The 26,287-nt window shown below is 70.4% G+C and carries 30 protein-coding genes; 21 read left to right on the top strand and 9 right to left on the bottom strand.

Going from position 1 to position 26,287, the window contains the following annotated elements; genetic code table 11:
• The 4 genes from VGR06_RS29665 to VGR06_RS29650 all read left to right on the top strand — a co-directional run.
• Window positions 1-437: transposase (locus VGR06_RS29665; RefSeq protein ID WP_327562457.1), on the top strand; the 437-nt coding region annotated here is incomplete at its 5' end.
• Entirely contained in the window at window positions 415-837 is a 423-nt protein-coding gene (locus VGR06_RS29660; protein ID WP_327562456.1) for a transposase, read from the top strand. The genes VGR06_RS29665 and VGR06_RS29660, both read left to right, overlap by 23 nt.
• 303 nt (window positions 838-1,140) lie before the next feature.
• Entirely contained in the window at window positions 1,141-1,350 is a 210-nt protein-coding gene (locus VGR06_RS29655; protein WP_327562455.1) for a hypothetical protein, read from the top strand.
• 115 nt (window positions 1,351-1,465) lie between these two features.
• A complete protein-coding gene (locus tag VGR06_RS29650; protein WP_327562454.1) occupies window positions 1,466-2,230 on the top strand; it encodes an SDR family oxidoreductase in 765 nt (254 codons plus the stop codon).
• 1,103 nt (window positions 2,231-3,333) lie between these two features.
• Here the strand turns inward: VGR06_RS29650 and VGR06_RS29645 are convergent.
• On the bottom strand, window positions 3,334-4,041 hold the full coding sequence (locus VGR06_RS29645; RefSeq protein WP_327562453.1) for an IclR family transcriptional regulator domain-containing protein: 708 nt from the start codon (window positions 4,039-4,041) through the stop codon (window positions 3,334-3,336).
• Window positions 4,042-4,196: 155 nt separating this feature from the next.
• Between VGR06_RS29645 and VGR06_RS29640 the strand changes: the two genes are divergently transcribed.
• Genes VGR06_RS29640 through VGR06_RS29620 form a run of 5 tightly spaced genes read left to right on the top strand, consistent with a single transcriptional unit; the run spans window position 4,197 to window position 8,686 of the window.
• Window positions 4,197-4,745 (top strand): 2,4'-dihydroxyacetophenone dioxygenase family protein, encoded by a 549-nt coding sequence (locus VGR06_RS29640; protein WP_327562452.1) that lies wholly within the window; start codon window positions 4,197-4,199, stop codon window positions 4,743-4,745.
• Between the two features lie 18 nt (window positions 4,746-4,763).
• Entirely contained in the window at window positions 4,764-5,942 is a 1,179-nt protein-coding gene (locus VGR06_RS29635) for a CoA transferase (protein ID WP_327562451.1), read from the top strand.
• On the top strand, window positions 5,926-6,471 hold the full coding sequence (locus VGR06_RS29630) for an FAS1-like dehydratase domain-containing protein (RefSeq protein ID WP_327562450.1): 546 nt from the start codon (window positions 5,926-5,928) through the stop codon (window positions 6,469-6,471). Before VGR06_RS29635 ends, VGR06_RS29630 begins: the two co-directional genes overlap by 17 nt.
• The gene (locus VGR06_RS29625) at window positions 6,471-6,914 is read left to right on the top strand and encodes a MaoC/PaaZ C-terminal domain-containing protein (RefSeq protein ID WP_327562449.1); all 444 of its coding nucleotides are present in this window, start codon (window positions 6,471-6,473) and stop codon (window positions 6,912-6,914) included. The genes VGR06_RS29630 and VGR06_RS29625 overlap by 1 nt, the downstream gene beginning before the upstream one ends.
• Window positions 6,911-8,686: an acyclic terpene utilization AtuA family protein gene (locus VGR06_RS29620; protein WP_327562448.1), complete on the top strand. Its 1,776-nt coding sequence runs from the start codon at window positions 6,911-6,913 to the stop codon at window positions 8,684-8,686. The genes VGR06_RS29625 and VGR06_RS29620 overlap by 4 nt, the downstream gene beginning before the upstream one ends.
• Window positions 8,687-9,446: 760 nt before the next feature.
• Here the strand turns inward: VGR06_RS29620 and VGR06_RS29615 are convergent.
• Complete coding sequence (locus VGR06_RS29615) at window positions 9,447-9,710, bottom strand: DUF5999 family protein (protein ID WP_327562447.1); 264 nt, start codon at window positions 9,708-9,710, stop codon at window positions 9,447-9,449.
• Window positions 9,711-9,728: 18 nt separating this feature from the next.
• Window positions 9,729-9,992, bottom strand: coding sequence for a DUF3040 domain-containing protein (locus VGR06_RS29610; RefSeq protein ID WP_327562446.1), 264 nt, complete (start codon window positions 9,990-9,992; stop codon window positions 9,729-9,731).
• A 193-nt stretch (window positions 9,993-10,185) separates the two neighbouring features.
• On the opposite strand from VGR06_RS29610, the gene VGR06_RS29605 reads away from it, so the two are divergent.
• Window positions 10,186-10,539, top strand: coding sequence for a hypothetical protein (locus VGR06_RS29605; RefSeq protein WP_327562445.1), 354 nt, complete (start codon window positions 10,186-10,188; stop codon window positions 10,537-10,539).
• Between the two features lie 5 nt (window positions 10,540-10,544).
• On the opposite strand, the gene VGR06_RS29600 is transcribed toward VGR06_RS29605, so the two are convergent.
• Both VGR06_RS29600 and VGR06_RS29595 read right to left on the bottom strand, forming a co-directional pair.
• The gene (locus VGR06_RS29600) at window positions 10,545-10,952 is read right to left on the bottom strand and encodes a DUF1003 domain-containing protein (protein ID WP_327562444.1); all 408 of its coding nucleotides are present in this window, start codon (window positions 10,950-10,952) and stop codon (window positions 10,545-10,547) included.
• Window positions 10,953-11,029: 77 nt separating this feature from the next.
• Entirely contained in the window at window positions 11,030-11,458 is a 429-nt protein-coding gene (locus tag VGR06_RS29595; protein WP_327562443.1) for a hypothetical protein, read from the bottom strand.
• Between the two features lie 228 nt (window positions 11,459-11,686).
• Here VGR06_RS29595 and VGR06_RS29590 point away from each other — a divergent pair, with 228 nt between their 5' ends.
• Complete coding sequence (locus VGR06_RS29590; RefSeq protein WP_327562442.1) at window positions 11,687-12,430, top strand: BON domain-containing protein; 744 nt, start codon at window positions 11,687-11,689, stop codon at window positions 12,428-12,430.
• A gap of 22 nt (window positions 12,431-12,452) precedes the next feature.
• Window positions 12,453-13,001: an HdeD family acid-resistance protein gene (locus VGR06_RS29585; protein WP_327562441.1), complete on the top strand. Its 549-nt coding sequence runs from the start codon at window positions 12,453-12,455 to the stop codon at window positions 12,999-13,001.
• 49 nt (window positions 13,002-13,050) lie between these two features.
• Here the strand turns inward: VGR06_RS29585 and VGR06_RS29580 are convergent, their stop codons facing one another.
• The gene (locus tag VGR06_RS29580; RefSeq protein ID WP_327562440.1) at window positions 13,051-15,783 is read right to left on the bottom strand and encodes a helix-turn-helix transcriptional regulator; all 2,733 of its coding nucleotides are present in this window, start codon (window positions 15,781-15,783) and stop codon (window positions 13,051-13,053) included.
• Window positions 15,784-15,843: 60 nt separating this feature from the next.
• On the opposite strand from VGR06_RS29580, the gene VGR06_RS29575 reads away from it, so the two are divergent.
• Window positions 15,844-16,053 carry a hypothetical protein gene (locus VGR06_RS29575; protein ID WP_327562439.1) on the top strand — a complete coding sequence of 70 codons (210 nt, stop codon included), beginning with the start codon at window positions 15,844-15,846 and terminating at the stop codon, window positions 16,051-16,053.
• Here VGR06_RS29575 and VGR06_RS44075 read toward each other — a convergent pair whose 3' ends face one another.
• Window positions 16,054-16,188, bottom strand: a complete 135-nt coding sequence (locus VGR06_RS44075; protein ID WP_414637364.1) for a hypothetical protein — start codon at window positions 16,186-16,188, stop codon at window positions 16,054-16,056.
• Window positions 16,137-16,718 carry a GntR family transcriptional regulator gene (locus tag VGR06_RS29570; protein ID WP_327562438.1) on the bottom strand — a complete coding sequence of 194 codons (582 nt, stop codon included), beginning with the start codon at window positions 16,716-16,718 and terminating at the stop codon, window positions 16,137-16,139. The genes VGR06_RS44075 and VGR06_RS29570 overlap by 52 nt, the downstream gene beginning before the upstream one ends.
• On the opposite strand from VGR06_RS29570, the gene VGR06_RS29565 reads away from it, so the two are divergent.
• The gene (locus VGR06_RS29565; RefSeq protein WP_327562437.1) at window positions 16,704-17,186 is read left to right on the top strand and encodes a hypothetical protein; all 483 of its coding nucleotides are present in this window, start codon (window positions 16,704-16,706) and stop codon (window positions 17,184-17,186) included. The genes VGR06_RS29570 and VGR06_RS29565 overlap by 15 nt on opposite strands.
• 56 nt (window positions 17,187-17,242) lie before the next feature.
• On the opposite strand, the gene VGR06_RS29560 is transcribed toward VGR06_RS29565, so the two are convergent.
• Complete coding sequence (locus VGR06_RS29560; RefSeq protein WP_327562436.1) at window positions 17,243-17,908, bottom strand: TetR/AcrR family transcriptional regulator; 666 nt, start codon at window positions 17,906-17,908, stop codon at window positions 17,243-17,245.
• A 195-nt stretch (window positions 17,909-18,103) separates the two neighbouring features.
• Between VGR06_RS29560 and VGR06_RS29555 the strand changes: the two genes are divergently transcribed.
• The 7 genes from VGR06_RS29555 to VGR06_RS29525 form a co-directional block, all read left to right on the top strand.
• The gene (locus VGR06_RS29555) at window positions 18,104-19,255 is read left to right on the top strand and encodes a VOC family protein (protein ID WP_327562435.1); all 1,152 of its coding nucleotides are present in this window, start codon (window positions 18,104-18,106) and stop codon (window positions 19,253-19,255) included.
• Window positions 19,252-20,211 carry a fumarylacetoacetate hydrolase family protein gene (locus tag VGR06_RS29550; protein WP_327562434.1) on the top strand — a complete coding sequence of 320 codons (960 nt, stop codon included), beginning with the start codon at window positions 19,252-19,254 and terminating at the stop codon, window positions 20,209-20,211. Before VGR06_RS29555 ends, VGR06_RS29550 begins: the two co-directional genes overlap by 4 nt.
• On the top strand, window positions 20,208-22,019 hold the full coding sequence (locus VGR06_RS29545) for an acyl-CoA synthetase (protein ID WP_327562433.1): 1,812 nt from the start codon (window positions 20,208-20,210) through the stop codon (window positions 22,017-22,019). Before VGR06_RS29550 ends, VGR06_RS29545 begins: the two co-directional genes overlap by 4 nt.
• 24 nt (window positions 22,020-22,043) lie before the next feature.
• Entirely contained in the window at window positions 22,044-23,633 is a 1,590-nt protein-coding gene (locus tag VGR06_RS29540; protein ID WP_327562432.1) for a bifunctional 3-(3-hydroxy-phenyl)propionate/3-hydroxycinnamic acid hydroxylase, read from the top strand.
• An 11-nt stretch (window positions 23,634-23,644) separates the two neighbouring features.
• Window positions 23,645-23,980, top strand: a complete 336-nt coding sequence (locus VGR06_RS29535) for a DoxX family protein (RefSeq protein WP_327562431.1) — start codon at window positions 23,645-23,647, stop codon at window positions 23,978-23,980.
• A gap of 147 nt (window positions 23,981-24,127) precedes the next feature.
• Complete coding sequence (locus tag VGR06_RS29530; RefSeq protein WP_327562430.1) at window positions 24,128-25,738, top strand: PHA/PHB synthase family protein; 1,611 nt, start codon at window positions 24,128-24,130, stop codon at window positions 25,736-25,738.
• Window positions 25,739-25,846: 108 nt separating this feature from the next.
• Window positions 25,847-26,287, top strand: a 441-nt coding sequence (locus tag VGR06_RS29525) for an acyl-CoA dehydrogenase family protein (protein WP_327562429.1), incomplete at its 3' end; no start/stop codon positions are given.

Below are 26,287 nucleotides of genomic sequence, written 5' to 3'. Positions count from 1 at the left end.
CCGGTGAGCTGCTGACGATCCGGCTGCGCCCCGGTAATGCGGGGGCGAACACCGCCGCCGACCACCTCGAGGTGCTGGCCGAGGCGATCGCCCAGATCCCGGCCGCGCACCGGCGGGATCTGCTGATCCGCGGCGACAGCGCGGCCGGCACGCACGCGGTGCTGGACTGGCTCACCGGGCAGAACACCCGACGGCGGCGGGTGCAGTACTCGATCGGCTGGTCCATCGGCGAACCCGAACGGACCGCGATCACCGCCCTGCCCGCCTCGGCCTGGACGCCGGCGATCGACGCCGACGGCGGGATACGCGACGGCGCGGAAGTGGCCGAGTTGACCGGACTGCTCGCGCTGGAGGGCTGGCCGGCCGGGATGCGGGTGATCGTCCGCCGGGAAACGCCCACATCCCGGCGCCCAGTTGTCGCTGTTCGAATCGCGTGACGGCTGGCGCTACACCGCCTTCGCCACCAACACCGGCGTCGGATCCCTGCAGTGGCTGGAGGCCCCGCACCGCGCCCACGCCCGGGTCGAGGACCGCATCCGCTGCGCCAAGGACACCGGCCTGCGCCGGCTCCCGTCGCGCGAGTTCGCCATCAACCAGGCCTGGCGCGTCGCCGCCGCGATCGCCGCCGACCTCATCGCCTGCTGGCTGCAGCTGCACGCCCTGGACGGCGAACTTACTAAAGCCGAGCCGAAACGGCTGCGCTACCGGCTGCACACCGCCGCCCGGCTGACCCGCGGGCAACGCCGCCGCTGGCTGCGCATCCCGTCGACGTGGCCGTGGGCCACCCAGATCACCGCCGCGTTCGACCGGATCGCGGCGATCCCCGCCCCCGGCTGACCACACTCGGCCGCCGACCCCACGACCGGAGGACCCAGGAGACCACGCCACCGCCGCGACAGACGGCCCCTCACCATGCCAGGCCACGCCACCCATCGACACAACGCGATGAAAGCAGCTGGGTCGAGACAGCAGACGCAGCCCACGAATCATCGAGGCTAGCTGTTCGCATCAACGATGCCGAGGCGCCGTGACACTCGCCGCGCCCGAACGGCGCAAACGGACCGAACGGAGCCGGGACCAACCCACTGACGAAAACGACGCAATGCAACGTCGCGAAAGGTTCCTGATGATCGAGCCGACTTGAAACTTGAACTCTTCATCCTGCCCGTCTCGGACGTCGACCGGGCAAAGAGCTTCTACGAAGCAGCCGGGTTCCGGATGGACATCGACGCGACCATCGGTGAGAACTACCGGGTCGTGCAGTTCACACCACCACGATCCGAATGCTCGATCATCTTCGGCAAGGGCGTCACCTCCGCCGCGCCCGGCTCCGCTCAGGCCTGTACCTGATCGTCTCCGACATCGAGGAGGCCCGGGCAGAGCTCGCTAGTCGCGGCATACGGTCGGAGAGGTGTTCCACGATGAGGGGGTGGGACTCACGTAGGATCCGAGACAGGAGTGAACTATGCGTGTGGCCGTCGCCGGAGCATCCGGCAACATTGGATCCCTCGCTGTGGCCGCTTTGCGCCGCCACGGGCACGACCCCGTACCGATCAGTCGGTCACACGGCGTTGACCTGTTGACTGGTGGAGGACTCGACGAGGCTCTCGTCGGCGTCGAAGTTGTCGTCGACGCGATCAGCGCGCCGCCCGCGGACCGCGAGCCCACCATGGCGTACTTCGCCACCGCCGCGCAGAATCTGCTCAAAGCAGAGCAGCAAGCCGGAGTTCAGCACCACGTGCTGCTGTCGATCGTCGGGCTACACCGCATCGAAGGGAATGCGCACTACTTCGGCAAGCGGGAGCAGGAACGCATCGTATCCGCCGGACAGGTGCCGTGGACGATCGTTCCCGTCACACAGTTCTTCGACTTCGCCGCGACGGTGGCCAGCAGGACCGAACGTGACGGCACGGCTTACATCGCGCCATTGCTGGTGCAGCCGATCGCACCCGCTGACGTAGCCGAAGTTCTTGCGGACATCGCAGGTGGAACACCGCAGGGACGGTACCGTGATGTCGCTGGCCCCGAACCCCAGGACCTCGTGGACATGGCACGCCGAACGCACCACGCGCTGGGGCGCGTGGTGAAACTCGTTCCTACGTGGGAGTCAATCCTGGGCCTCGACATGGCAGGCAACGTCCTGCTTCCGGGACCGAATGCTCGCATAGCTGCTACTACGTTCGAAGACTGGCTCGCATATCAGGAAGCCCGACGGCTCAGTCCCCGATAGCGAGTGCCTGCAACAACGCGCGGGTGTGCACCTGATTCGCTCCATAAGGGATCTTGAGGAGGCAGCATTCGGTCTGCTGGTAAAGGGTTGGCAATGCGAGATCTTCTAGCAGCTCAACACTCCCGATCAACCCAGAGCCTCAAGCAGGGCCGGTAAATCGCGCGGCAAGCGGTCGAAGTTCTGCTCCGCGAGCCCAGATGTGATCGAGCATCACCGCTGCCGTAACGTGGCCATATGTACCGGCAGAAGTTCACCGGTGATCAGAACTGACTATTTCGCATTCTGGTGCGCCGGGTCCACCGCGGTTCGAGCGGTACCTATTATCACATCCCAACTCTTTCGAGCAACATTTCTCCATGAGTGGCTGGCCGGTGTTTCTGGGAATGAACGTGTAGTTGCGAGTCCGTGCGAGCTGGGGTTATCCCAGCTCAGCGGCCCTTTTTTTCCATGCTGCCCATCGCTCGCCTCCCCGATCACACGACACGGAGTGGGAAACCATTTGGGACCGGCGGGCCAACAGGTGAGTGCTCAGCGCGGTCCCGGCTGCGTCGATCGGCTGGCGGTCCGGGGTGCAGGTTTCGCTGGGTGGTGGTCAGGGATTCGTGCCCGGCGATCTTCCGCAGCACGTGGACCGGCACCCCGGCGTCCGCCATCCAGGTCAGCCCAGTGTGCCCGCAGGTCGTGCCGCGGCAGGCGTTCGTAGCCGAGCGCGGTGACCACCTCGTCCCAGTGGGTGGAGTCGCGCAGGACGGCCGTGCTGATTCGGCCGCCGCGCGGGCCGACGAACAACCGGCTGTCGGGTGACGCCGCCTGGTCCAGCCGCTCCGCGAGCAAGTCCCGGATGCCCCCTCCTGCGGCCCGACCCCGACCAGCGTCCGCGCCTCGTCGAGATCCGCGACAACCTGCGGGCCCGCATCGCCGAGGCCCAACGCGAGGGCTGGCTCGGCGAGATCGCAGGCCTCGAAGCCTCCGTCGTCGCCGCCGAACAGAAGCTGCACGCCATGGATCAGCTCAGCACCCGACACGAACCGACCCAGCTCGGCATGCCCGGGCGGGGCCGAGCCCGCGGGTCAGGCGGCCGAGTGCGGCCCGGTCCAGGTTATTCAGGGGCCCTTGAGGCCGTATGGAGGGCCGAGCGTGGCGACGGCCTTCTTGAGCTCCTCGCCGAGGTCGTCGAGATGATCCGCTTCCGCGGGGTCGACGGCTGCGCTGATCGCCGCGATCAGGCGGCCGTCGGCTGCCAGCAGGGGCGTGGCCACGACGAATGCGTCCGCGAACGTGGCTGCGCGGTTGAAGGCGAGCCGGCGGGAGCGGATCTCGGGAAGCTCGGCGAGGAATTGCCGGACGTCGCCTGCCTGCTCCGGACCAGCGAGGTCGAGGAGGCGGTACATCTCGTCGTCGGGGACGTTGGCGAGGAGGGTCTTTCCGGCTGCGCTCGTGTAGAGGGGGCGGCGGGCGTGGGTGCGCGCGACGAACGTCAGGCTGGGCGACTCTTCACCCGCGTAGTCGGTGAAGACGAGGGCGTCCCCGACGCGCACCCCGACGAAAATGGTGCAACCGAGGACTTCGCGCAGCTCGGCCACGAATCGGTGATCGAGTGACAGCGCGGCGAGCTTGTTCGCGCGCGCGGCAAGGATGAACGGCCCGGGTCCGAGGGAGAACCGGCGATCTTCCTCGATGAGGTAGCCGCGGGCGAGAAGTCCGTTGGTCAGCTCCTGAATGGAGCTCTTCGCCGCGTCCAGGGCGGCGGCCAGCTCGGCCAAGGTCACGCCGCGCGGGCTCAGGGACACGGTCTCGAGGATCCCGATCACTCGGTCGACAGTGCGATGCGGGTGGGCAGGCATGCGGGTGACGCTAGCACCCTGCCTCGGCGGGTCCCGACGTCTTGCCACATGGTGTTGGTCTTGCTACCGTACGTATACCCAGTTTCGAATACGCAAATACGTATGACTGAGAGGCAGGAATCATGACCGCCACAATCTCTCCCGCGACCTCGTACAGCGGCGCCCCGCTGCCGGTGGTCGCGCTGCCGCAGGGTGAGCTGCTGTCCGTCAACATCGACCAGATCCCCATGCTCAAGGACCTTGTCGCGCCTGGGATTCACATCCAGCCCCTGCGCCTCGACCCCGAACGGGGAGAGTGGGTCTTCCTGGCCACCCTGGCGCCCGGGTGCGAGCTGCCGCTCCACTACCACACCGGTCCGGCGCAGGTGTGGACGATCCAGGGCCGCTGGATGTACCGCGAGTACCCCGACCAGCCGCAGGTGGCGGGCTCCTACCTGTACGAGCCCGGCGGTTCGGTGCACACGTTCTACACCCCGGCGGACAACACCGAGGACACCATCGCCCTGGCCTGGATCGAGGGCGCGCAGGTCAGCTTCAACGAGGACGGCACCTTCCACTCGGTCTTCGACGCGGTCGCCGTCAAGTACCTCGCCGACGCCGCGGCGGCGGCGCAGAACCTGGGGCCGGTCGGCTACATCCGCCCGGGCGCCACCTACGTGGTCAACTCCTGATCGGAAAGGGGAGCACTCATGCCGGCGTTTGACGGAGTCCGGGTCCTCGAACTGGGTCAGATCTACAACGGCCCCTACTGCGGGCTCCTGTTCGCGCAGCTGGGCGCCGACGTCATCAAGGTCGAGCCACCCGGCGGTGAGCAATTGCGCTTCCGCGCGCATCAGCCGATCGAGTCCCACGAGTTCGTGATGCTCAACTCCAACAAGCGCAGTGTGGTGCTCGACCTGAAGACCGACGCCGGTCGGCAGGCGCTGCTCGACCTGGTCGCAACCGCCGACGTCCTCATCGAGAACTTCGCGCCGGGCACGATGGAGCGCCTCCAGCTCGGCCCGGCGCGACTCCTCGAGCACAACCCGCGGCTGATCGTGGCCTCGGGCAAGGGCTACGGGTCCACCGGACCCTACGCGCACATGTCGGCCATGGACATCACCGTGCAGGCGATGTCGGGCAGCGCCGCCGCCACCGGGCAGCCCGACGGGCCACCGACCAAGGGGGGCGCCGCGTTCGTGGACTTCTCCGGCGGCATCCACCTGTTCGGGGCGATCAGCGCGGCGCTGTTCCAGCGCGAACGCACCGGACGAGGACAGATCGTCGAGGTGTCGATGCACGACACCATCTACCCGATGCTGGCGTCGAGCCTGGGCGCCCTGCACAACGACCCCACGCGGCAGCTACCGGAACGCACCGGGAACCGGCACTCGGGCATGGCCCTCGCGCCGTACAACATCTACCCGGCCAGCGATGGATGGCTGGCGATCATCTGCATATCCGAGCGGCACTGGCGCGGCGTGGCGACCGCGCTGGGCCGACCCGAGCTGATCGACGACCCACGGTTCCGCACCGAGAAGGACCGGGTCGTCAACATCGACGCGGTCGACGAGGAGGTGTCGTCGCACACCAGGACCCGCACGCGCGCCGATCTGGTCCGGGACCTGCAGGCCGCCGGTGTGCCGTGTGCGCCGGTCAAATCGATCCGCGAGGTCGACACGGACGAGCACCTGATCCAGCGCGGCATGATCCGGTACGTAGAGCACCCGGCCAGGGGACGCGTGCCGGTCCCCGGATCTCCGCTGCGGCTCAGCGACTCGCCGGTGGGGCCGCTGCGGGCCGCCCAGACGTTGGGCCAGTCGACGCAGGAGGTCCTCGCGGAACTCCGCCCCGATCGGGAGGAGCCGCAGCATGTCCTTCACGCCTGAGCCCGGCACGCCGCTGGCGGTGTATTACGCCGAGACACAGCCGCGGACCGGATCGGTCCTGTCGCGCCGCAGCCTCGGCACGCTGGACGCGGTGACGATCGGCCGCTACGCGATGACCATCGGCGCCACCGACCCGGTCCACTACGACCCGGCGGCGGCACGGTCGGCCGGCTATGCCGGTGTCGTGGCGCCACCGAACCTGCTCGCCGCGATCGTGGAATGGGGTGTGGGTACCCCCGAGGCCAGGCTCCAGCCGGACGGTACCCCCGACGACGCTGACACCCCTCTGGGTGGCGGCCTCGGGCTACGCGTGATGGGCGCCGGCGAAGAGATGCAGTTGGTCAACCCGGTGACCGCGGGCACCGAGGTGGTGCTCGAAACCACCCTCGACGCGGTGACTCCCAAGAAGACGCGCACCGGCACCTGCGTGTTCGTCACCACCCTCAACACCTTCATGTCCGCCGACGGTGCCGTCCTCAACCGCAACCGGCGCACCGTGGTGCTGCGTAACCCCGTGCAGGAGTCGTAATGTCCGTCACCTTCCAGGTCGGAGACGTGCTGCCGCCACTGCGGCACACCGTCACGCCCTTTCAGTTGTTCCGGTACAGCGCGGTCACCTGGAACCCGCACCGCATCCACTTCGACGAGTCCTACGCCCGGGAGGAGGGCCACGCCGGTCTCGCGCTGCACTCCCACCTCCGGGCGGCGCTCGCCCTGCGCTGCGTCACCGAGGGCCTCGGACCGCTGTGGCGGGTCACGAACGTCGCCTACCGCCTGCGGAAGCCCATCTACGCGCCGGCCGAGGTGGCCTACACCGCCAGGGTTACGGAGACCGAGGGCGACGGCATGACCCTTGAGCTCGTCGAGGAGAACCCCTCCGGCGAGGTGGGGTTCGAAGGGACCGTGCGGGTCAGCCGGACCGGGGCGCGGAACACCCAGCGTCCGCTGGCGACGGCGGGGGAGCGACCATGAGGGCACAGCGTCCGATCCGGATCGGGAACTGCTCCGGCTTCTACGGTGACCGGGCTTCGGCCATGGCCGACATGGCCCGAGCCGGCGGCATCGACGTCCTCACCGGTGATTACCTCGCCGAGGTCACGATGCTGATCCTCGGGAAGGCGCGCGCCAAGGACCGCACCAAAGGGTACGCGACGACGTTCCTGCGGCACCTCGACGCGGCGCTCGAGCACCTCGTCGCGAACGGGATCCGGCTCGTCGTCAACGCCGGCGGGCTCAACCCCGCCGGGCTGGCCGACGCCACCCGCGAACTCGTCGCACGACACGGGTACGACCTGCGGGTCTCCCACGTCGACGGTGACGACGTCTTCGGCCGCCTCGGCGCGCTCCAGCAAGCGGGCCACTCCCTGCCGCACCTGACGAGCGGCGAAGCCCTGTCGTCCTGGCCGCACCAGCCCCTGACGGCCAACGCCTACCTGGGCGGGTTCGGCATCGCGCGCGCCCTGCACAACGGCGCCGACATCGTCATCACCGGCCGCGTCGCCGACGCCTCAGTGGTCGTCGGTCCCGCCGCCTGGTGGTGGAGCTGGACCCCGGACGACTACGACGCCCTCGCCGGCGCCGTCGCCGCCGGACACGTCATCGAATGCGGGCCGCAGGCCACCGGCGGCAACTTCTCCGGGTTCCGGGCCATCGCCGACCTCGCGCAGCCCGGGTTCCCGATCGCCGAGATCGCCGCCGACGGCACGTCGGTGATCACCAAGAACCCGGGCACCGGCGGCGCCGTCACCTCCGACACGGTCGCGGCCCAACTGCTCTACGAGATCGGTGAACCCGCCTACCTTAACCCCGACGTGACAACCCACCTGGACACTGCCCAGCTGACCGACGTCGGCGACGACCGTGTCGAGATCCACGGCGTGCGCGGCTCGGCGCCACCCGCGACGACCAAGGTCGCGATCACCGGAGTCGGCGGCTGGGAGAACAGCGTGATCCTCGCGCTCACCGGCACCGACCTCGACGCGAAGGCCGCCCTCGTCGAGCAGTCCGTCAACCGCTACAAGCAATCCGTTGACGGGCTCGACGCGGTGGCGGTCGACCGCATCGGGCAGGCCCAGCCCGACTCTGACCGCCAGAGCGCCGGAACCGAGCTGCTCAGGATCGCCGTGCAGGGCACGGAACAGGCCGCCGGGCGCGCCTTCTCGTCGCGGATGGTCGAGCTGGCCCTGTCCAGCTACCCCGGGTTGTACACCCTCGGCCCGCCGCAGGCCGGGTCGGCATTCGGTGTCTACTGGCCGGCACTGCTCGACCAACGACTGCTCGAACACACAGTCCACCACCATGACGGCACGACCGAGACCATTGCACCCGCCAACCTGCCCGGCGCCGGCGGCGAGGCGACACCGCAGGTCGAACCGTCGCCAGTGCAACCGCTGCCGTACACCGACGAAATGGTCGTCGTCCCACTCGGCGAAATCGTGCATGCCCGCTCCGGCGACAAGGGCGGCGACGCGAATCTCGGCGTCTGGGTACGCAACCGCGACGCATGGGAGTGGCTCAGGTCGACCCTCACCGTCGACGAACTGCGGCGCCTCCTTCCCGAGACCCGCGAACTGGCGATTTCGCGTTACGAGTTGCCCAACCTCGGCGCGGTCAACTTCCTCATCCGCGGACTGCTCGGCACCGGCGCCACCTCAACCCTGCGGCTGGACGCGCAGGCGAAAGCGCTCGGCGAGTGGCTGCGCTCACGCACCACCAAAGTGCCGCGATCGCTTGTGAAGACGTAGGCCAACGGCGGCACCGTGGTCGGCCTGGACAGCCGACCGGGTGCCGCCTGCGGGTCGTCCCGGCCGGGTCGACCCCGCCCCGGGCGCCATCGTCGACACCGACGATGCGCTCCTCCCAGGGATGCGCCGTTACCGCGCCGCGTTCGCGCCGTGCGGCCCGACGCGATCGTCTACGCCGCCGCCAGCGACCACACGAGTTGCCCGCGCGCCCAGGCCTGGACTGGTAACCACGCTCATCAAGGCCGGCAGAGACGCTCGGCGTGCCGCGACGTAGCTCGGTAGCAAGCCGACCCGTACCGAAGCCCCGCAGCGGCGAGGAGCGGAAGCGGCCCGGCAGAGGTGATCATGCGCCGAGCAGAAGAGGGCACCGAGCCGCTGGGGTGAGCAGGTAGCGAACTGGCCACGTTCGGCCGTACGGGCTCACCCGCGCGCTGCTGGCACTGCGGACCGGGACGACCTTCTGGACAGATCTGTCGCGCGGTCGAGTGGCCCTCGGCGTTGGATACCTCGGCCAGCTCCACGGCATCAGCGGGTGGACGAGTATGACCTGGCTGTGCGCTCTGGCGGCAGCCGACGTTCGTCGTGTCCGGCGACGACCATCCGATCGTCCGCCGGCCAACGGGCGATCCTCGCCCGCTGGATCGCGGACGCCCGGCTGTGCGTCGTATCCGGAGGCGGTCACCTGTTCCTGCTGGAACGCCCGGCACAGATAGCGGCGCTGCTCACCCGATTCCTTTGCAGGAGAGGTAATGGCGATGCGTTACGCCGCTACCGGCAGGACCTCGGTCCGTCCCCGCCGGGTCGGGAAGGCACGGAAGGTGCACTCCTTGGCGCCATCGGTGCGCGCCGGTGGCGGGATGCTCCTCGCCGTAGGCCCGGTGGGCAACAGGGCGCCGAGATCGTCGAAAACGATCGCGCCGTTGCAGAGCAGGCTCCAGCCCTGTTCGGGATGTGCCGCGATGGTGTGTGCGGCGAACCAGTCAGGCGCGGACGCGTCCGGACATCGTGGATGGTGGGTACACATGGGGATACTCTCCTGTTGTCAGTGGCGGGTTCGGTGCGAGGCCAAGAAACCGGCGGCGGTACCAACGACACACAGCCCGATGACCGCCACGACCACGGTGCCGGTCACGAGAGCGGCCATGGTGAGGATCGCGCCGACGAGGATGGTGAGTAGCGCCATCGTTCTCCGGGTCGCAGGCGTTGCCTGCCACCGCGTGTCGAACTGTTGCACGAAAGCCGGGTCGTCGACCCGCAGCAACGTTTCGATCTCGAACAGTGTCCGCTGCTCGGCGTCGCTTAGCATGGCCAGCTCCTTCGGTCTGTGCGGGTATGACATGACGGTAGGGCCGTCGCCGCTGGGTCGAATCCCGGAAACAGGTAGCGAGGCGAGGCCGGACTTCCGCGGATCCGTAGTCGGCAGCCGGGAGAGACCACGGCATGCCACTCGATGTTCTGGCTTGCCGGGTGCCGGAAGATCCGCGCAGCGTGTCGCGCTGGTGGTTGGTCAGCTCAACCGGGCCGGGACCCGGACGCTATCGCAACTTCTCGAAGCATCGGTCGCTGGCCAGCGTCCGTTCGATGAGCCGCTGCAAATCCTGACCTGGCCGTGCTCCGGGTGTCCCGGCGGACGCCGCCACGAGGTCTGGCAGGACATCGCGATGCCTGTGGTTGGGATGGCCGCGGACGCGGTCGGCGACGCGGCTTTGCCTGGCTGGGGCTGTCGAAGCGGGAGATCCGCGGAGCGGCTGTTCCTGTCACCGCGTACCGTCGACTCGCGCCTGTGCCGCATCTCCCCGAAGCTGAGCATCACCTCGCGCAGCGAGTTGTCGTCCCGCATCGACGTCAATTGACGGTGTCAGGACGTGTTGGGCTCATCGATCAGCCGCCGGTGCAGCTCGGTGGTGAGGAGGTGGATCTGTCGGGTCAGCTCTGTATTGGTCTTGAGCTCCAACTCCTGCTCGGTGAAGTCATGGTCGGCCTTGACCTGCTGGAAGGCGGCCTGGCGATTCTGTCCGATCATCACGAAAGTCGACAGGAAGATCGCTTCGAGGGATACGGCCAGGGTCAGGGTGGGCCACGGTTTCTTCTCGAGGAACAGCATCCAGACGGCGAACACCACGATGTGGATGTAGACGAACTGCATCGAGCCGGCGAAAGCAGTGATCGCGTCCGCGAGCCGCAGCTGGGCGTTGGCCGCGCGCTCTGCCTGGTGTTCCAGCACCGCGGGATGGTGCGGACGGCCTGTCGGCGCGGTGGGCTTCATGGGACCTTCCAGGGGTCGATGGTCGCGGCCCGGCCGGTGGAGAGCGGGTACGGCCCTCCACCGGCGCTGCACAGGGGTCAGGACTCCACCGCCTTTGCCGCGTCGGCATCCTGCCGGGCCAGCACGGCCTCGAGGGCGGCGTACTCCGACTCCTCGATCGCCGAGTATGCCAGGGCGATCATTGATTCCGCGTAGTCCTCGGCGTCCTCCGCATAGCGCTCCGTGACCTTGGCGTCGTGGCGGGCCTTTCTCGCGTCCATCCGGCGGCGGGCCTCCGCGACGTGGTCGCTCCACGACCGCTGGATACCCTCGACCCACGCGTCCGCCCGGTCGGACGCCGCGGCGGAATTGCTATGCAGCTTCTCGGCCGCCGCCGCGGTGTCCTCGCGAGCTTTCCGGACGTCCTCTTCGAGTCCGTCCCGTGCCTGCGTCCTGGCCGTGGCGAAGCGGTCCTCGGCCTGCTTGGCTCGCACGGCCAGACGCGACAGTTGATCCGATAGTGCCATTGCAGCCTCCCTGGGAGAGTTACCGCCCGAGCCTGTCGGGTGGATATGGCCAAAGGTTGGCAGTCCCGCCCGGCCGTGAAATCCCGGAACTCCGTAGTCCGCTGGCCCGTGCCGCGCCGCGGGCGGGAGTGCCGCGCTGCGCGCGATGCCAGGTGGCTCCCGCCGACCGGCGCCGCGCTAGTGCGGGCAGGCGTTTACGGACTTCCGTGATTCGAAGGGTTCGTCCCGGTGCCTACGTTTCCTGGTGCGACCTTCGTGGCCGTCGCCCGGGTCGCCGGCAAGGAACACCCGAAGGCCAAGACCCACAAGGAGGTGAGCACGATGACCGATGACGAACTGCGCAGCTATGTCTCCGAGGAGCTGGCCTGGGACCCGAAGATCGACAGCAGCGAGGTCGCGGTTTCTGCCGAGGACGGTGTGGTGACCCTGCGGGGCAGCGTCGGCAGCTTCCGGCAGAAGCGGGAAGCCGGGAAGGCCGCGGAGCGGGTGCGCGGAGTCATCGACGTCAACAACCAACTCGAGGTCAGGATCCTGACAGAACAGCGCCGCGAAGACGCGGAGGTGCGCGGCGATGTGCTAGAGGCGCTGCTCCTGGACGCGCACCTGCCGACCAGCGTCGACGCGACCGTCAAGAATGGTTCCGTCACGCTCACCGGCGCCGTCGACTGGGAGTACCAGCGCAACGAGGCCATCTTCATCGCGGGAAACGTCGTGGGCGTCGCCGGCGTGGACGACCAGATCTACCTGAACAGGCACACGCCCAGCGCCGGTGATGTCCGGAGCGCGATCGAGAAGGCGTTCCTGCGGGACGCCAGGCTGGACGCGCAGCGCCTCACCGTGGCGACCTCCGGCGGCACGGTCACCCTGACCGGCACCGTGCGCTCAGGGCCCGAGCGGGACGCCGCGGTCGCCGCCGCTTGGGCAGCCCCCGGTATTCGCACCGTCAATGACCGCATCACTGTCACCACCTGATCCCACCCAGAGGAGCACCCAAATGTCCATCTCAACGTCGTTGCTCTGGCGCGGCCTGCTCGCCATAGCGGTCGGCATCGTCTCGGTCGCCTGGCCCAACATCACGGTCGGCGCGTTCGTCATCCTGTTCGCCATCTACGCCTTCATCGCGGCCGGCATGGAGGCCCTCCGGGCGTTCAGCAGCGACCGCGCGGGGCCGGTCTTCGGCCACCTGCTGCTCGCCCTCCTATCGCTCGCCGCCGGGATCGTCGCCCTCGTGTGGCCCGGTATTACAGCGCTCGTGCTGGTCATCTGGGTGGCGGCGTGGGCCGGGGTCACCGGGGTCGTCGAGGTCACGATCGCCTTCCGGCACGGCGCCACGGCCGGCGAGCGCGCCCTGTGGGCGCTCACCGGCCTCGTCTCGATCGCCTTCGCGGTCGTGCTGTTCATCCGGCCGGACATCGGCGCGGTCTCGCTGGCCACCGTGTTCGGGCTGTTCAGCATCTTCTACGGGGTCTCCGCGCTCGTCCTGTCCTTCCAAGCCCGGAAGGTACGGTCCACCGCGCAGCGGCTACTCAACACGCCCGCCTGAACCCGCCGCTGCACCTGCCGGCCGCCGGAGATCCGGGGGCCGGCGGGTGTCAGGTGGAGTCGCGGAAGGCCGCGGCGAGCATGGTCCGCGAGGTTATCCCGCGCTTCTGGAAGACGTGCCGCAGGTGGTACTCGACCGTGTTCGCGCTGATGAACAACTGGGCCGCCACCTCCTTGTTGCTGGCACCCGTAGCGACGAGCCGGACGATCTGAGCCTCCCGCTCGGTGAGCTGGTCGGCGCCCTCGACCGTCCGCTTGCGGGCCTTTTCCCCGGTGGCGGCCAACTCGACGCCCGCCCGTTCGGCGAACTTCCGCGCCCCGATCGCCTCGAACGACTCGTACGCCGTCCGCAGGTGCTGGCGTGCCTCGCTACGCCGGCGCTGCCGGCGCAGCCACTCGCCGTACAACAGGTGGGCGCGGGCAAGCTCGGAGACCGCGCGGCAGCGTTCGAGGTGGGTGATGGCTTCGGTGAAATAGTCCTCGCTGTCCTCGGCGCCGGCGGTCAGGGCCTGGCAGCGGTTGAGGAGACCGAGCACCAGTTCGTTGCTGTCGCCCAGCGCTCGCATCGTCAGTCGCTCGACCGCCAGGTCGGCGAGGCGTTCGTCGCCACACCGCACCGCGGCCTCGACGGCGTCGGGCAGTACGGCCGGGCCGAAGTAGGGCCCGTTGTCGTCCATGAGTACCCGGACATGGTCCAGGGCGGCTGGATAGTCGCACATGCTGATCTCGAGGATGCCGAGCGCGAGGTGGGCATAGAACACGCCAGCGCCCTGATCCCGTTCGACCGAGTCTCGGATCATCGCGGCGGCCAGCTCCCGCACCCGCGCCTCGTCGCCGCGCCACGCCGGGACGAGCAGCTCCACCGCTCTGATGCCCAACCGGTCCGGGTTGCCGGTGGCCGACAGGATGTCGCGCCCGGCCGCGTTCGTGGTCTCGGCGGCGTCGAGCCGCCCGGTGATCGCTTCGCAGGTGCCCAGGTAGTCCAGCGCGAGCGGCAGCGCCATGAGCGCGCCGTTCTCGCGGCACAGCGCCACCCATCGGTTCCCCATCACGTACCCGGCTTCCCGGTCGAAAAGCTCGCTGCCGGCCCACATGCCGCACCCGAGCCACCGGAGTGCCTCGTGGTCCGGGAGGTCGTCGGCGGTGAGCGCGTCGACGGCCCGGCGCAGGAGCGGGCCGGCCGCGACCGGACCGTCGCTCTGGAGTGTGGTGTAACCATCGAGGATCAGGTCGGCGACGCACGGGTGGTCGCGGGACCCGGGGCCGGCGGCGCGGATGGCCTCCAGCGCCTCGGCACGTGCCCGCGGCCCCGAGTAGAAGGCGGCGATCAGCGCTTCCAGCAAGGTGTCCCGGGCCGCCCGGGAATCCAGTGGCATGAGCGCCTGTGCCGCCTTGAGCAGCGTCGACGACGCCTGCCGGCCGTCTCCGAGCGCGGACTGGATCGCGCCCCGCAGATGCAGGGCCGCGGCGCGGCGACCGGGGTCGCGCAGCTCCGGGCCGATCCGGTCGACGAGCACCAGCGCCCGGGTCGCTCCGCCGGCCGTGAACTCCGCCTCAGCCGCCGAGAGAAGGCGCTCGGCCCGCCGGCCGTCGTCGGGTGTCAGTTCGGCGGCGCGGCGCAGGTACGCCGCCGCGGCGGCCATCCCTCCCCGGCTTTTCGCGCGATCGGCGGAGCGCACCAGTGCGGCGGCGACCGCCTTGTCGGGCGCCTCCGCAGCGGCGGCGAGATGCCAGGCGACCCGGTCGGCGTCCAGCTTCTGGTCGCTGACCGCGGCGATCGCCGCGTGGACCCGGCGGCGCGCGTTGCCGGCGGCGCCTCGGTACACCGCCGACCGGATCAGTGGGTGGCGGAAGGTGACCCGTTCCCTCAGGTCCAGCAGACCGCCGAACCCTCGGGCATCCGCCAAGGCCCGCTCGAGGCCCAGTCGCCCGGCCGCGCGCTCGAACAGGCGAAGGTCACCCGAGGGCTCTGCCGCGGCCAGAAGCAGCAGCTCCTGAACCTGCGCCGGTAGAGCCACCACTCGCTGCCAGAACCTGGTCTGCATGTCCGCAGCCAGCGGAAGCGGATCCGGCAACCAGGCCGCGCCAGCGAGCTGTTCCGGGGTCAGCTCCCTGGTCAGTTCCACCAGCGCCAGGGGGTTGCCGGCCGCCCTGTCGACGATCTGCTCGCGGACCCGCCGGTCCAGCGCGCCGCTGACCAGATCCGCGAGCAGCCGGTGCGCGGCGGCCGCGTCCAGCCCTCGTACGGTCACCGACGTCAGTCCCTCCAGCGCGACCGAGCGCTCGGCCGGCTCACGGACCCCGAAAAGGAAGCCGATCCGGTCCGCGTGACATCGGCGGGCCACGAAGGCGAGCACGTCCGCCGAGGTCTGGTCGAGCCACTGCGCGTCGTCGATGACACACAGGAGGCCGCCCTCGTTGGCAGCGTCGGATAGCAGGGTGAGGACCGCGAGGCCCACCAGGAAGCAATCGGACGGCGGCCCGTCGACGAGTCCCAGCGCCGACTCCAGAGCCCGCCGCTGTGGCGGCGGAAGGTGGTCCACCGCCGGCAGGAACGGGCGGACGAGCTGATCGAGGCCGGCGAAGCCCAGTTCCATCTCCGATTCGATACCGACGACCCGGACGATCCGAAGGTCCCCGGCGTTGGCGACGGCGTACTCCAGCAGCGACGTCTTGCCGATTCCGGCTTCACCCCGCAGGACCAGCGTCGCGCTGAAACCGCGCCGTACCGATTCGAGCAGGCGGATCAACGCCTCCCGCTCCCGCTGGCGACCGGCGAGCATGTCACTGGACTCTACCCGCGATTCGCGTGGCGCTGGTGTGCGCGACCCGCACCGGCGTCGGTGACGACCTACTCGCCGGGATACCGGCGTTGCCGATCGACGGTCTCGGCAACGGTCCAGGGGCGCATCCTGCTGCTGGCCAGCCTGCCCGTCCCGCTGGTCGGGGCGGTCACCGATCAGACCGTCGCGGAGAGTCACGGCGAGGGGCGCCCGGCGGCCAGCGTCCACCTCGGCGCGGCGGCCTCGATCGTGCCGTCGCGCGACCGTTGATCAGGCGGTCCCGGTGTTGGCGTGGGAGCCTTCCCGGTTCAGATAGGCGACCAGAAGGTCGGTGGTGCGTTCGATGTGCTGTGTCAGTGCCGTCGCTGCGCCGTCCTCGTCCCTGGCGAGAGTGCGCTCGGCGATCTCCCGGTGCTCAGCGACGATGTCCCGGTCAGGATCCCGCCCCTTGCTGTACGACCAGAACTGGTAGAGCTCGGAACAGTCCCGCAGTCCCGGGCGATACCGGACAGTCGCGTGACCCCGGACCCGTCGAGGATGCGGTGGTGGAACATGCGGTGGGCCTGGACCCATGCGGGGTTGGCGCAGTCTCCGTTGAGCATGGGTGTCCGGTCCAGCGTGTGGTGGGTCGCGAGGACGCGCCCTTCCCAGGCGAGATCCCCGTAGCGGATGGACTCGCGCAAGGCCAGCGTCTCGATGAGGACCCGGGTCTTGGTGAGGTCGAGCAGATCCGCGACGGACAGCGGCGTGACGATGAAGCCGCGCTGGGGGTTGGACTGCACCAGCCCCTGCTCGGTCAGCCTGCTGAGGGCTTCCCGGACGACGGCGGCGCTCACGCCGAACCTGCCAGCGATCTCGGTGAGCTTGAGCTTGCTGCCTGGTTCCAGTTGTCCGTCAATCAGAGCCTGGTAGAGGGCCTGGTGGACCTCGTCCACGAGCGTGGGTTTGCCGGTCGCGACTCCACCGCCATCATCGACGACGGCAGCGCCCCGCACGTGCCGGTCGACCCGGTGCGCGTGTACGAGCCGCGGACCAGGCCCGGACATCCGTTGCCGCACGCGTTCGTCGAGCGCGCGGGGGAGCGGCTGCCGATCGGCAACCTCGTGCACGGCGGCCGGTTCCTCCTGCTGGCGGGCGAGAACGGTCAGGACTGGGTTGCGGCCGCGGCCGCGGTGGTGGCCGAGACCGGCGTCCCGATCACCGCCGGTACCGTCGGCATGCTCGGCTGCGACTACATCGACGTGCGTGGCGCCTGGACCCGCTGCCGGGAGATCTCCCCGGACGGCGCTGTGCTGGTGCGGCCGGACCGGTACATCGCGTTCCGCAGCATCACGGGGGTCGACGACCCCACGGCGACACTGCGGCAGGCGCTGTCGACTGTTCTGTCCATCACCCAGGGCTGAGCCGACCCGACCTGGCCACCACTCTTCCGCCGTGTACCGGTCGGCGAGGTGGGCGCCTACCAGGCAGGGATATCGGGGAGCTCGCGTACGGCGATCCGCTTGGCCTCTCGGGCGGGTACGCCGAGCATCCGCAGGATGGCTTCGGCGAGCTGGTCGACCGCGGTTTCGTCGATCTGTTCGGGGTGGTGCTGGTGGACGCGCAGCAGCCCGAGCAGGCCACCGGCCACGGCGCCGAGGGCGATGTCGGCGTGGGGCACGGTGAAGCGTCCCGCGGCTTGGCCGAGCTTGATGTCGCGCAGCGCGCGGGGGGCCAGGCCCCGGGGAATGTCCAGGAGGTCCAGTCCGGCGCCGGTGATGAAGCGGGCCAGGTCGGGATGGGTCCAGCCGAGCCGACCGGAGATGCGGATGGAGGTGGCGAACACCTCGGCAGGGTCGTCGAGGTCGGCGCAGGCCCGGTCGATCATCTGGCCCCAGCGCTCCAGTACCTCCTCCGAGGCGGTCCGGAACAGTTCGTCCTTGCTTTCGAAGTGGTTGTAGAAGGACCCGAACCCGATGTCGGCCGCTTCAGTGATCTCCTGGATGCTGGCGCGTTCACCGCGGCCCTCGGCGATCAGCCCGACCGCAGCGTCGATGAGGGCCTGCCGGGTGCGGGCCTTGCGCCGGTGCAGCCGGGTCTGCCCGGGTGCGCTGTTCGCTGCTGCCGGCTGTGCACTCGGTGCCATCGGTGCCCCTTCCGCTTCCCGGATCACACGATAACCGCGCGAGGATGCCCGCACGCGTGGTGCCGGTGCGGCGCCCATCGGATCTCCGTTCAGTTTGTGCACAACAAGCCCCTTGACGCCGCTCGAATCAAAACTGATACTCAATTACAGAACTGATGAGAGCCATTAGAGCATAGAACGGCGGTGACATCAACGATGTCCGACAAGGTATTGATCACGAAAAGACAGGCCCCGCAGGCGCGGCAGGATCCGCATCGTTCGCTGCACAGCGAGACGGGGGCGCTGGCGAGGGAGCATCCGGGGCGGTCCGGCAACCCACTGGTCAAGGTCGTCGGGCTGGCGTGGTTGGAGTTCGAGAAGCCGGATCTGGTGCGGGCGGAGCGGTTCCTGGTCGACTTCGGGTTCACCGTGGCCGACCGCACGCCGGAGGCGCTGGTGCTGCGGGGGCATTGGGCGGGTACGCCGAGCCTGGTGGTCCGCCGCGGGGCCGGCTCCCGGTTCGTCGGACCGGCGTTCGCCGCGGACGCCCGGGCGGACCTGGAGCGGCTGGCCCGGGCTACGGACGGGACGGTCCGGCCGCACGGCGGCGGCCACGCCGTCGAGTTGACCGACCCGAGCGGGATCCCGGTGCGTGTGGTGCACGGGGTTCCCGAAATGCCGGCGCTGCCGGAGCGCGACCCGTTGCCGCTGAACGTCGGTACCCATCCGTTGCGGGCCAACGCCACCCAGCGCCCGGCCCGGCGCGCGGCCCAGATCCAGCGGCTCGGCCACGTGGTGCTTGGTACCACCCGGTTCCGGGCCGCGCTGGACTGGTACCTGGACACGCTGGGCTTGATCGTCAGTGACTTCCTGTACCTGGACGGGCAGCGCGAGCGCGGGCCGGTGATGGCGTTCATCCGCTGCGATCTGGGCAGCGTGCCGTCCGACCACCACACCCTCGCGATGGCGCTGCAGCCGCGGACCGGGTACGTGCACTCGGCCTACCAGCTCACCGACCTGGACGAGGTGGCGGCCGCGGGGGAGTACCTGCGCGAGCGCGGGTACCGCCACTCCTGGGGCATCGGCCGGCACATACTGGGCAGCCAGATCTTCGACTACTGGCGCGACCCGGACCGGCTGATGTTCGAGCACTACACCGACGGGGACCTGTTCGACTGCTCGATGGAGCCGGGCTGGGCGCCGATGTCGGCCAGCGGGCTGTCCCAGTGGGGGCCGAAGGCGACCGCGGAGTTCACCGGCGCCAGGGAACCCGGCGTCGTGCTCGCGGCGATCAAAGCCCTCACCGACAAGGGCAACGAGGTCGACTTCGCCGCGTTGCGCGGCCTGGTCAAGGCGATGGCATCATGAGCGTCAACCTCGCCCGTACCGCCGAGGGTTGGTGGGTGCAGACACCGGCCGGGATGGTGCGGCTCGCCCTGCCCGCCACCACTACCGGCGAGTTGCTGGCCGACCGGGCGGCGTTGGACGCCGCGGTCGCGGCCGCCCTCGCAGCCGGGCCCGCGGAGGCTCGCCCGGTCGGGTCGCTGGACCTGCTCAGCCCGGTGACCGCCCCCGCCAGGGTGGTCGCGCAGATGGTGAACTACCGTTCGCACGCGGTGGACTCGGGGATGGACCCGGACCGGGTCCCGCCCACCTTCTTCCGCAAGACCTCGCACTCGATCACCGGCCCGACCGGGGACATCATCCGCCCCGCCGGGGTGGAGTTCCTGGACTACGAGGTCGAACTCGGCCTGGTCATCGGCCGGGACCTGCCGGTCGGCACCACCGTCACCGAGGCGGACCTGCCGCGGTACGTCGCCGCGCTGGTGGTCACCAACGACGTGAGCGCCCGGCAGATCCAGCTGACCCGCACCCAGTTCTACGAGTCCAAGTCGTACCCCACCTTCACCCCGGTCGGGCCGTGGCTGACCCTGGTGGACGCCGCCGACCTGCAGCGCCTCGATTCGCTGCGGCTCACCTTGTCGGTCAACGGTGAGGTGCGGCAGGACCGGACCGTGGCGGACATGATCGTCCGGCCGGCGCAGGCGTTGACGCTGCTGTCGAGGTTCCAGCCGCTGGCCGCCGGCGACCTGCTGCTGACCGGCACTCCGGGCGGGACGGCGCTGACCGCACCTCCGAAGGTCATGGAGAAGCTCGGCGCCCTGCTCCCGCCGGCCACGAAGTGGCGGCTGTTCTTCCAGCGGCAGGCCCGCAACCCCCGGTACCTGCACGACGGCGACGTCGTCACCGCCACCATCGCCACCGACGACCACGCGCTGGACCTCGGCACCCAACGCACCCGAGTCATAGGAAAGTCATCATGAGCGTCCTGCCGATCCCCCGCTCGACGTACCAGCTCCTGCTCGACGCCGCGGACGCCTGGCCCGACGCGGTGGCCACCCAGTGGATCCCCGACCCGGCCCGGTACACCGACTGCCTCACCTGGACCTACGCGGAGCTGGCCGGCCGGGTCACCCGGATCGCGAACGCGCTGACCGCGCTGGGCGTGCGGCGCGCCGACGCGGTCACGCTGTGCGGGGCCAACACGTCGACGCTGTACGCGGCGACGCTGGCCGCCCAGGCCGTCGGCATCGCCGCGCCGGTCAACCCGGTACTCAGCGCCGAGCACCTCACCCAGCTGATGCGCCGCACCGGGTCCCGCGTCGTCGTCGCCGCGGGCCCGGAGCTGGACAAGGCGCGGTGGGAACGCCTGCTGGCGGTGTGCAAGGCGGTCGGTGTCCGTGCCGTGCTGGTGCTGCGGCCGGACGCGGCCACCGGCGCCCCGCCGCCGCTGCCCGCCGATACCGGCATGCTCGTGGCGTACCTCGACGACGTGGCCGCCGCACAGCCGGCCGACCGGCTGGTCGGCGCGCAACCGCCCGCGGCGGACGATCTCGCCGCGTTCGTCCACACCGGAGGCACCACCGGCGCCCCGAAGGTCGCCGCGCACACCCACGCCAACCAGGTGGCCTGCGCCCGCGGCATCGCGCTGGCCACCGGGTTGGCACCGGGCGAGGCGATGCTGGGCGGGCTGCCGCTGTTCCACGTCAACGCCCTGCTGGTCACCGGCCTCGCGCCGATGTTCGGCGGGCAGCGCGTGGTGTGGCCCGGCCCCGCCGGTTACCGCAACCCCGACCTGTACGCGCGGTTCTGGAAGATCGTGGAGTACTACCGGATCGCGGCCATGTCCGCCGTCCCGACCGTGTACGCGACCCTGTCCCGGGTGCCGGTCGACGCGGACATCAGCAGCCTGCGGCTGCCCGTCGTGGGCGCCTCCCCGCTCCCGCCATCCGTCCGCGAGGACTTCGCCGCGCACACCGGGCGGCGGCTGCTGGAAGGTTACGGCCTGACCGAGGCGACCTGCGCGACCACCTTCACCCCGCCGGGCGAAGAACGCATCGGATCGGTCGGCTGCGTCCTGCCCGGGCAACAGATCAAGACGGTGCACATCGGTGCCGACGGATCCTGGACGGACCGCGCGCCCGGCGAGGTCGGTGTCCTCGCGATCGGCGGACCGGCGGTGTTCGCTGGCTACGTCACCGACCCGGCGGCGGGCGGGCCGCGGGTCAGCCGCGCCGGGGTCGTGCACGACGGCTGGCTGAACACCGGCGACCTCGGCAGCGTCGACCGCGACGGCTACGTGTACCTCACCGGGCGGGCCAAGGACCTGATCATCCGGGGTGGGCACAACATCGACCCGCGCGTCATCGAGGACGGGCTGCTGCGCCACCCCGCGGTCCGCGCCGCCGCCGCGGTCGGGCGGCCCGACCGGCACTCCGGTGAGGTCCCGGTCGCCTACGTCGTCCCGGCCGACCCGGACCGGTTCAACGAGGACGAACTCCACGCCTGGGCCACCGCCGCCATCGGGGAGCCGGCCGCCCGGCCCAAGCGGATCCACCCGGTCCCCGCGATCCCCACCACCGCGGTGGGCAAGCAGTACAAACCAGCTCTCGTCGCCGACGCCGCCGCCCGCGCGGTCTCCGACGCCCTGGCCGACGCCGGCATACCGGTCCGTAGCGTCACCGCGGACCATCGCAACGGCCGCCTCGTCGTCACCGTGACCGGCGCCGACCCCGAGCAGGTACGCGAAGCCGTCGCCGGGTTCGCCCTCAACGTCACCACCCTGCCGTGACCGGCCCAGCGAAAGACCACCGCCATGTACGACCGTAACGTCATCGTCGTCGGCGCCGGACCGGTCGGCTGCACCACCGCCCTGCTACTCGCAGACCGCGGCATCCCGGTCACCATCATCGAGCGCTACCCGCAACCCCACCCGCTGCCCCGCGCGGTCCACCTTGATGACGAGGTCGCCCGCATCCTGCACCGGGTCGGCGTCAGCGACGCCTTCCTGGCCGGCTCCCGGCCCGCGAGCGGGCTACGGCTGCTCGACGCACGCCACCGGGTGATGGCCGAGTTCCGTCGGGACACCGGGGCGACGGACAACGGGTTCCCCGGGGCGAACATGTTCCACCAGCCCGAGCTGGAGGCGCTGCTGTTCCGCCGCGTCGACCAGCATCCGCTCATCGACCTGCACCGCGGCGTCGAGGTACGCGCCGTCGATGGCGCCCACGACCCACTCAGCTCGCCGCCGGTCCGGGTGCACACCCGCGCTGTGGCCGACGAGGCCGCGCGGACGTTCACCGGCAGCCTGGTACTCGGCTGCGACGGGGCCAACAGCACGGTTCGGCGGCGCGCCGGCATCCACATGCAGGACCTGCGGTTCACCGAACGCTGGCTGGTCGTCGACGTCCGGGCCGCCAGACCGCTGGACACCTGGGACGGCGTCGAGCAGGTGTGCGACCCGACCCGCGCGGCCACCTTCATGCGTGTCACCGGCGACCGGTACCGGTGGGAGTTCCAGCTGCGCGACGGGGAGGACGAGACCGACCTCATCCGGCGGCTCGGCGAGTTGCTCGAACCCTGGACCGGCCGCCGCGACCTGGCCGGGCTCGAGGTCACCCGCAGCGCGGTCTACACGTTCCGGGCCCGCCTGGCCACCCACTTCCAGGTCGGGCGGGCCTTCCTGCTCGGCGACGCCGCCCACCTCACCCCGCCGTTCATCGGCCAGGGCCTGGCCGCCGGCATCCGCGACGCCGACAACCTGGCCTGGAAGATCGCCCACGTCATGACCGGCCGCGCCACCCCGGACCTGCTCACCACCTACCAGACCGAACGCCGCCCCCACGCCGCAGCGATGATCCGCAAGGCGAAGCTGGTTGGCTGGGCGATGACGGGCGGGCAGGACGCCGCCGCTGCGGTCCGCCGGCTCCTGCTCGCCGCGGCCGTGCGCAGCGTCCGGGTCCGGGACGCCGTCGCCTCCACCGCGACACCCCGGCTGCGCAGCGGCGCGCTGCAGCAGACCTCCGCGCTATCCCGCCGACCCCGGGCGCTGCGCGTCGGCGCGCTGATCCCCAACCCCGTGCTGTGCCTCGCCAGCGGCAAGCAGGTACGCCTCGACGACGTCCTGGACGGGGCCCCGGTGATGCTGACCGCGCGCCGTCCCGAGCCGCAGCTCGTGGACGTCTGCCGCCGGCGGGACATCACCCTGGTACGCATCACCGACGACGCGGACGCCGAACCGACCGACTCCGGATGGGTCGACGCACGCCTCGCCCCCGGCCGAACCGCCGGCCTGGAAGCGCTCGTCGACGACCCGTCGCTGACCGTGCTGGTCCGGCCCGACCATTACATCGCCGCTTGGGGCACCCGCTCCCAGCCACCCCACCCGCCCTGGACCATTCCCTGACCGGAGGACCCATGTTCATCACGCTCTCCCTGCTATTGGTCGCGGTCTGCCTCATCCCGGCCGCAGCCAAGCTCGCCGGCCACCCGAAGATGCGCCACGCCGCCGACCACTTCGGCATCGCCTGGCACCGCTACCGGCTCATCGGCGTCGCCGAACTCGCCGCGGTGGCCGGCGTCCTCGTCGGCCTGGTCTGGCGCCCCGCCGGACTGCTGGCCGCCGCCGGCATGACCCTGCTGCTGATCGGCGCCCTCATCACACACCGCCGGGCACACGACAACGTCCGCGAAGCGCTACCCGCCCTGCTGGCGCTGGTCGTCAGCGGCACGTACCTGGCCGTCGCCCTGTGAGCGGCCGGACCCTGAAACGCCGCCGGCCTGCTCGAGCCCCGGCATCACCGCCGCCGAGCCGCGCGACCCGCCGCGGGCGTGGTCGCCGCCTGTACGACCCCTGCAGCGTCGAGGCGCTGCCGAACGACCCAACCGAGGAGGGATGACATGACCCGCGCTGAGATGACCGACCGGGAGCTGGAGGAGCTGGCCGACCGGGCGGCTCCGCTCGATGCGCTGCTCGTCGACGCGGCGCTGGGCCCGATGCGCCGGCTGGCGCCGAACTCCTCGACGGTCCGGTTCGCCGCCGGGCTGGCCCGCCACCCGGTGGCGACCGGCCGCCGGCTGGGCAGCCTGGCCGGGGAACTGGCCCGCGTCAGCGTCGGCACCTCGACCCTCGCGCCGTCCAAACGGGACCGCCGGTTCACTGACCCGGCGTGGTCGCAGAACCCGTTGCTGCACCGTCTCGTGCAGGGCTACCTGGCCGCCAGTCGGACCGCCGAGACGCTCGTCGACGACGCCGGGCTGGACTGGCGCGACGACCGGCGGGTGCGCTTCCTGGCGGACAACCTGATTGAGGCGCTGTCGCCGAGCAACATCCCGATGGTGAACCCGGCGTCGGCGAAGGCGGCCATCGACACCGCCGGCGGCAACCTGGCCCGGGGCAGCGTGAGATTCCTGCGCGACATGGCCGCGCCGCCGCGCATCCCGGAAATGGTGGACACCTCGCCGTTCGAGGTCGGCCGCACCATCGCGGTCACGCCCGGCGCGGTGGTGTTGCGTACCGAGGTCCTCGAGCTGATCCAGTACCGGCCCCAGACGGAGCGGGTCCGGGAGATACCCCTGCTCATCGCGCCGCCGACCATCAACAAGTACTACGCCCTGGACCTGGCGCCGGAGCGGAGCCTGGTCGAGTACCTGGTCCAGGGCGGCCAGCAGGTGTTCGTGATCTCGTGGCGCAACCCGGACGCCCGGCACGCCGGCTGGGGCCTGGACACGTACGTGCAGTCGGTGCTCGACGCGCTCGACGCGGTACAGCGGATCTGCGGCACCGACCGGGCCGCGCTGATCGGGGTCTGCGCCGGCGGCATCATCGCCTCGATCGCCGCCGCACACCTGGCGAGCACCGGCCGGCAGGATCGACTGGCCGCGTTCGGTCTGTTCGTCACCGTCCTCGACAACGCCCGGGCCGGTACCGCCGCCGCGCTGGCCGACCGGCGGCTGGCCGCGGCGGCGACCGCGCTGTCGCGGCGGCGCGGGTACCTCGACGGGCGGTCGCTGGCCGAGGTGTTCGCCTGGCTGCGCCCCGGCGACCTGGTGTGGAACTACTGGGTCAACAACTACCTGCTCGGGCGCAAGCCACCGGCCTTCGACATCCTGTTCTGGAACGCCGACACCACCCGGATGCCGGCGCGGCTGCACGCCGACTTCGTCAACCTGGCGATGGACAACTCGCTGGTCACCCCCGGCGCGGTGAGCGTCCTCGGGGTACCCGTGGACCTGTCCCGCATCGAGGTCGACGCCTACCTCGTCGCCGGGATCGCCGACCACCTGACCCCGTGGCAGAACTGCTACCGCAGCACGCAGCTGCTGGGCGGGGAGAGCCGGGTTCGTGCTGTCGACGAGCGGCCACATCGCCGCGCTGGTCAACCCGCCGGGCAACGCCAAGGCCAGCTACCAGGTGAACAAGGAGAACCCCGCCGACCCCCAGGAATGGCTGCGCACCGCGCACACCGAGCAGGGCAGCTGGTGGCCGGACGCCCTGGCCTGGCTCGGTGAGCGGTGCGGCGCCGACAAGCCCGCACCGCAGGAACCGGGCGGCGGCGGCCTGCCCTCGCTGATCGACGCCCCGGGCACCTACGTTTTCGACACCTGAGGAGGCGGACCATGGACACCAGCATCGGCCGGTCGCGGGGCACCGACTACTTCCGCATCGCCGATCAGCTCACCCGGGAGGAGCTGGTGCTCTGGGCCCGGGACGTCGCCGATGGGCAGGTGAAAGGCTTCCTGGTGGAGAAGGGCACCCCCGGGTACGAGGCGCGATGCATCGATGGCAAGGGTTCGTTGCGCGCCGTCTGGCAGGCGGAGATCACCCTCACCGACCTTCGGGTACCGGAGGAGAACCGGCTGCCTGGCGCGAACAGCTTCAAAGACACTGCGCGCGTGCTCGCCGGTACCCGCAACGTGGTCGCCTGGGCGGCGCTGGGTCACGCGACCGCGGCGTACGAGGTCGCCGCCGCGTACTGCGCCGAACGCAAGCAGTTCGGCAAGCCGCTGGTGAGCTTCCAGATCGTCCAGGACCGGCTGGTCAAGATGCTCGCCGAAATC

It is taken from the genome of Actinophytocola sp. (assembly GCF_036002505.1).
Classification (GTDB): domain Bacteria; phylum Actinomycetota; class Actinomycetes; order Mycobacteriales; family Pseudonocardiaceae; genus DASYTH01.
Note: the sequence above shows the minus strand (reverse complement) of the source record. Positions and strands in the feature narration are given on the sequence as shown.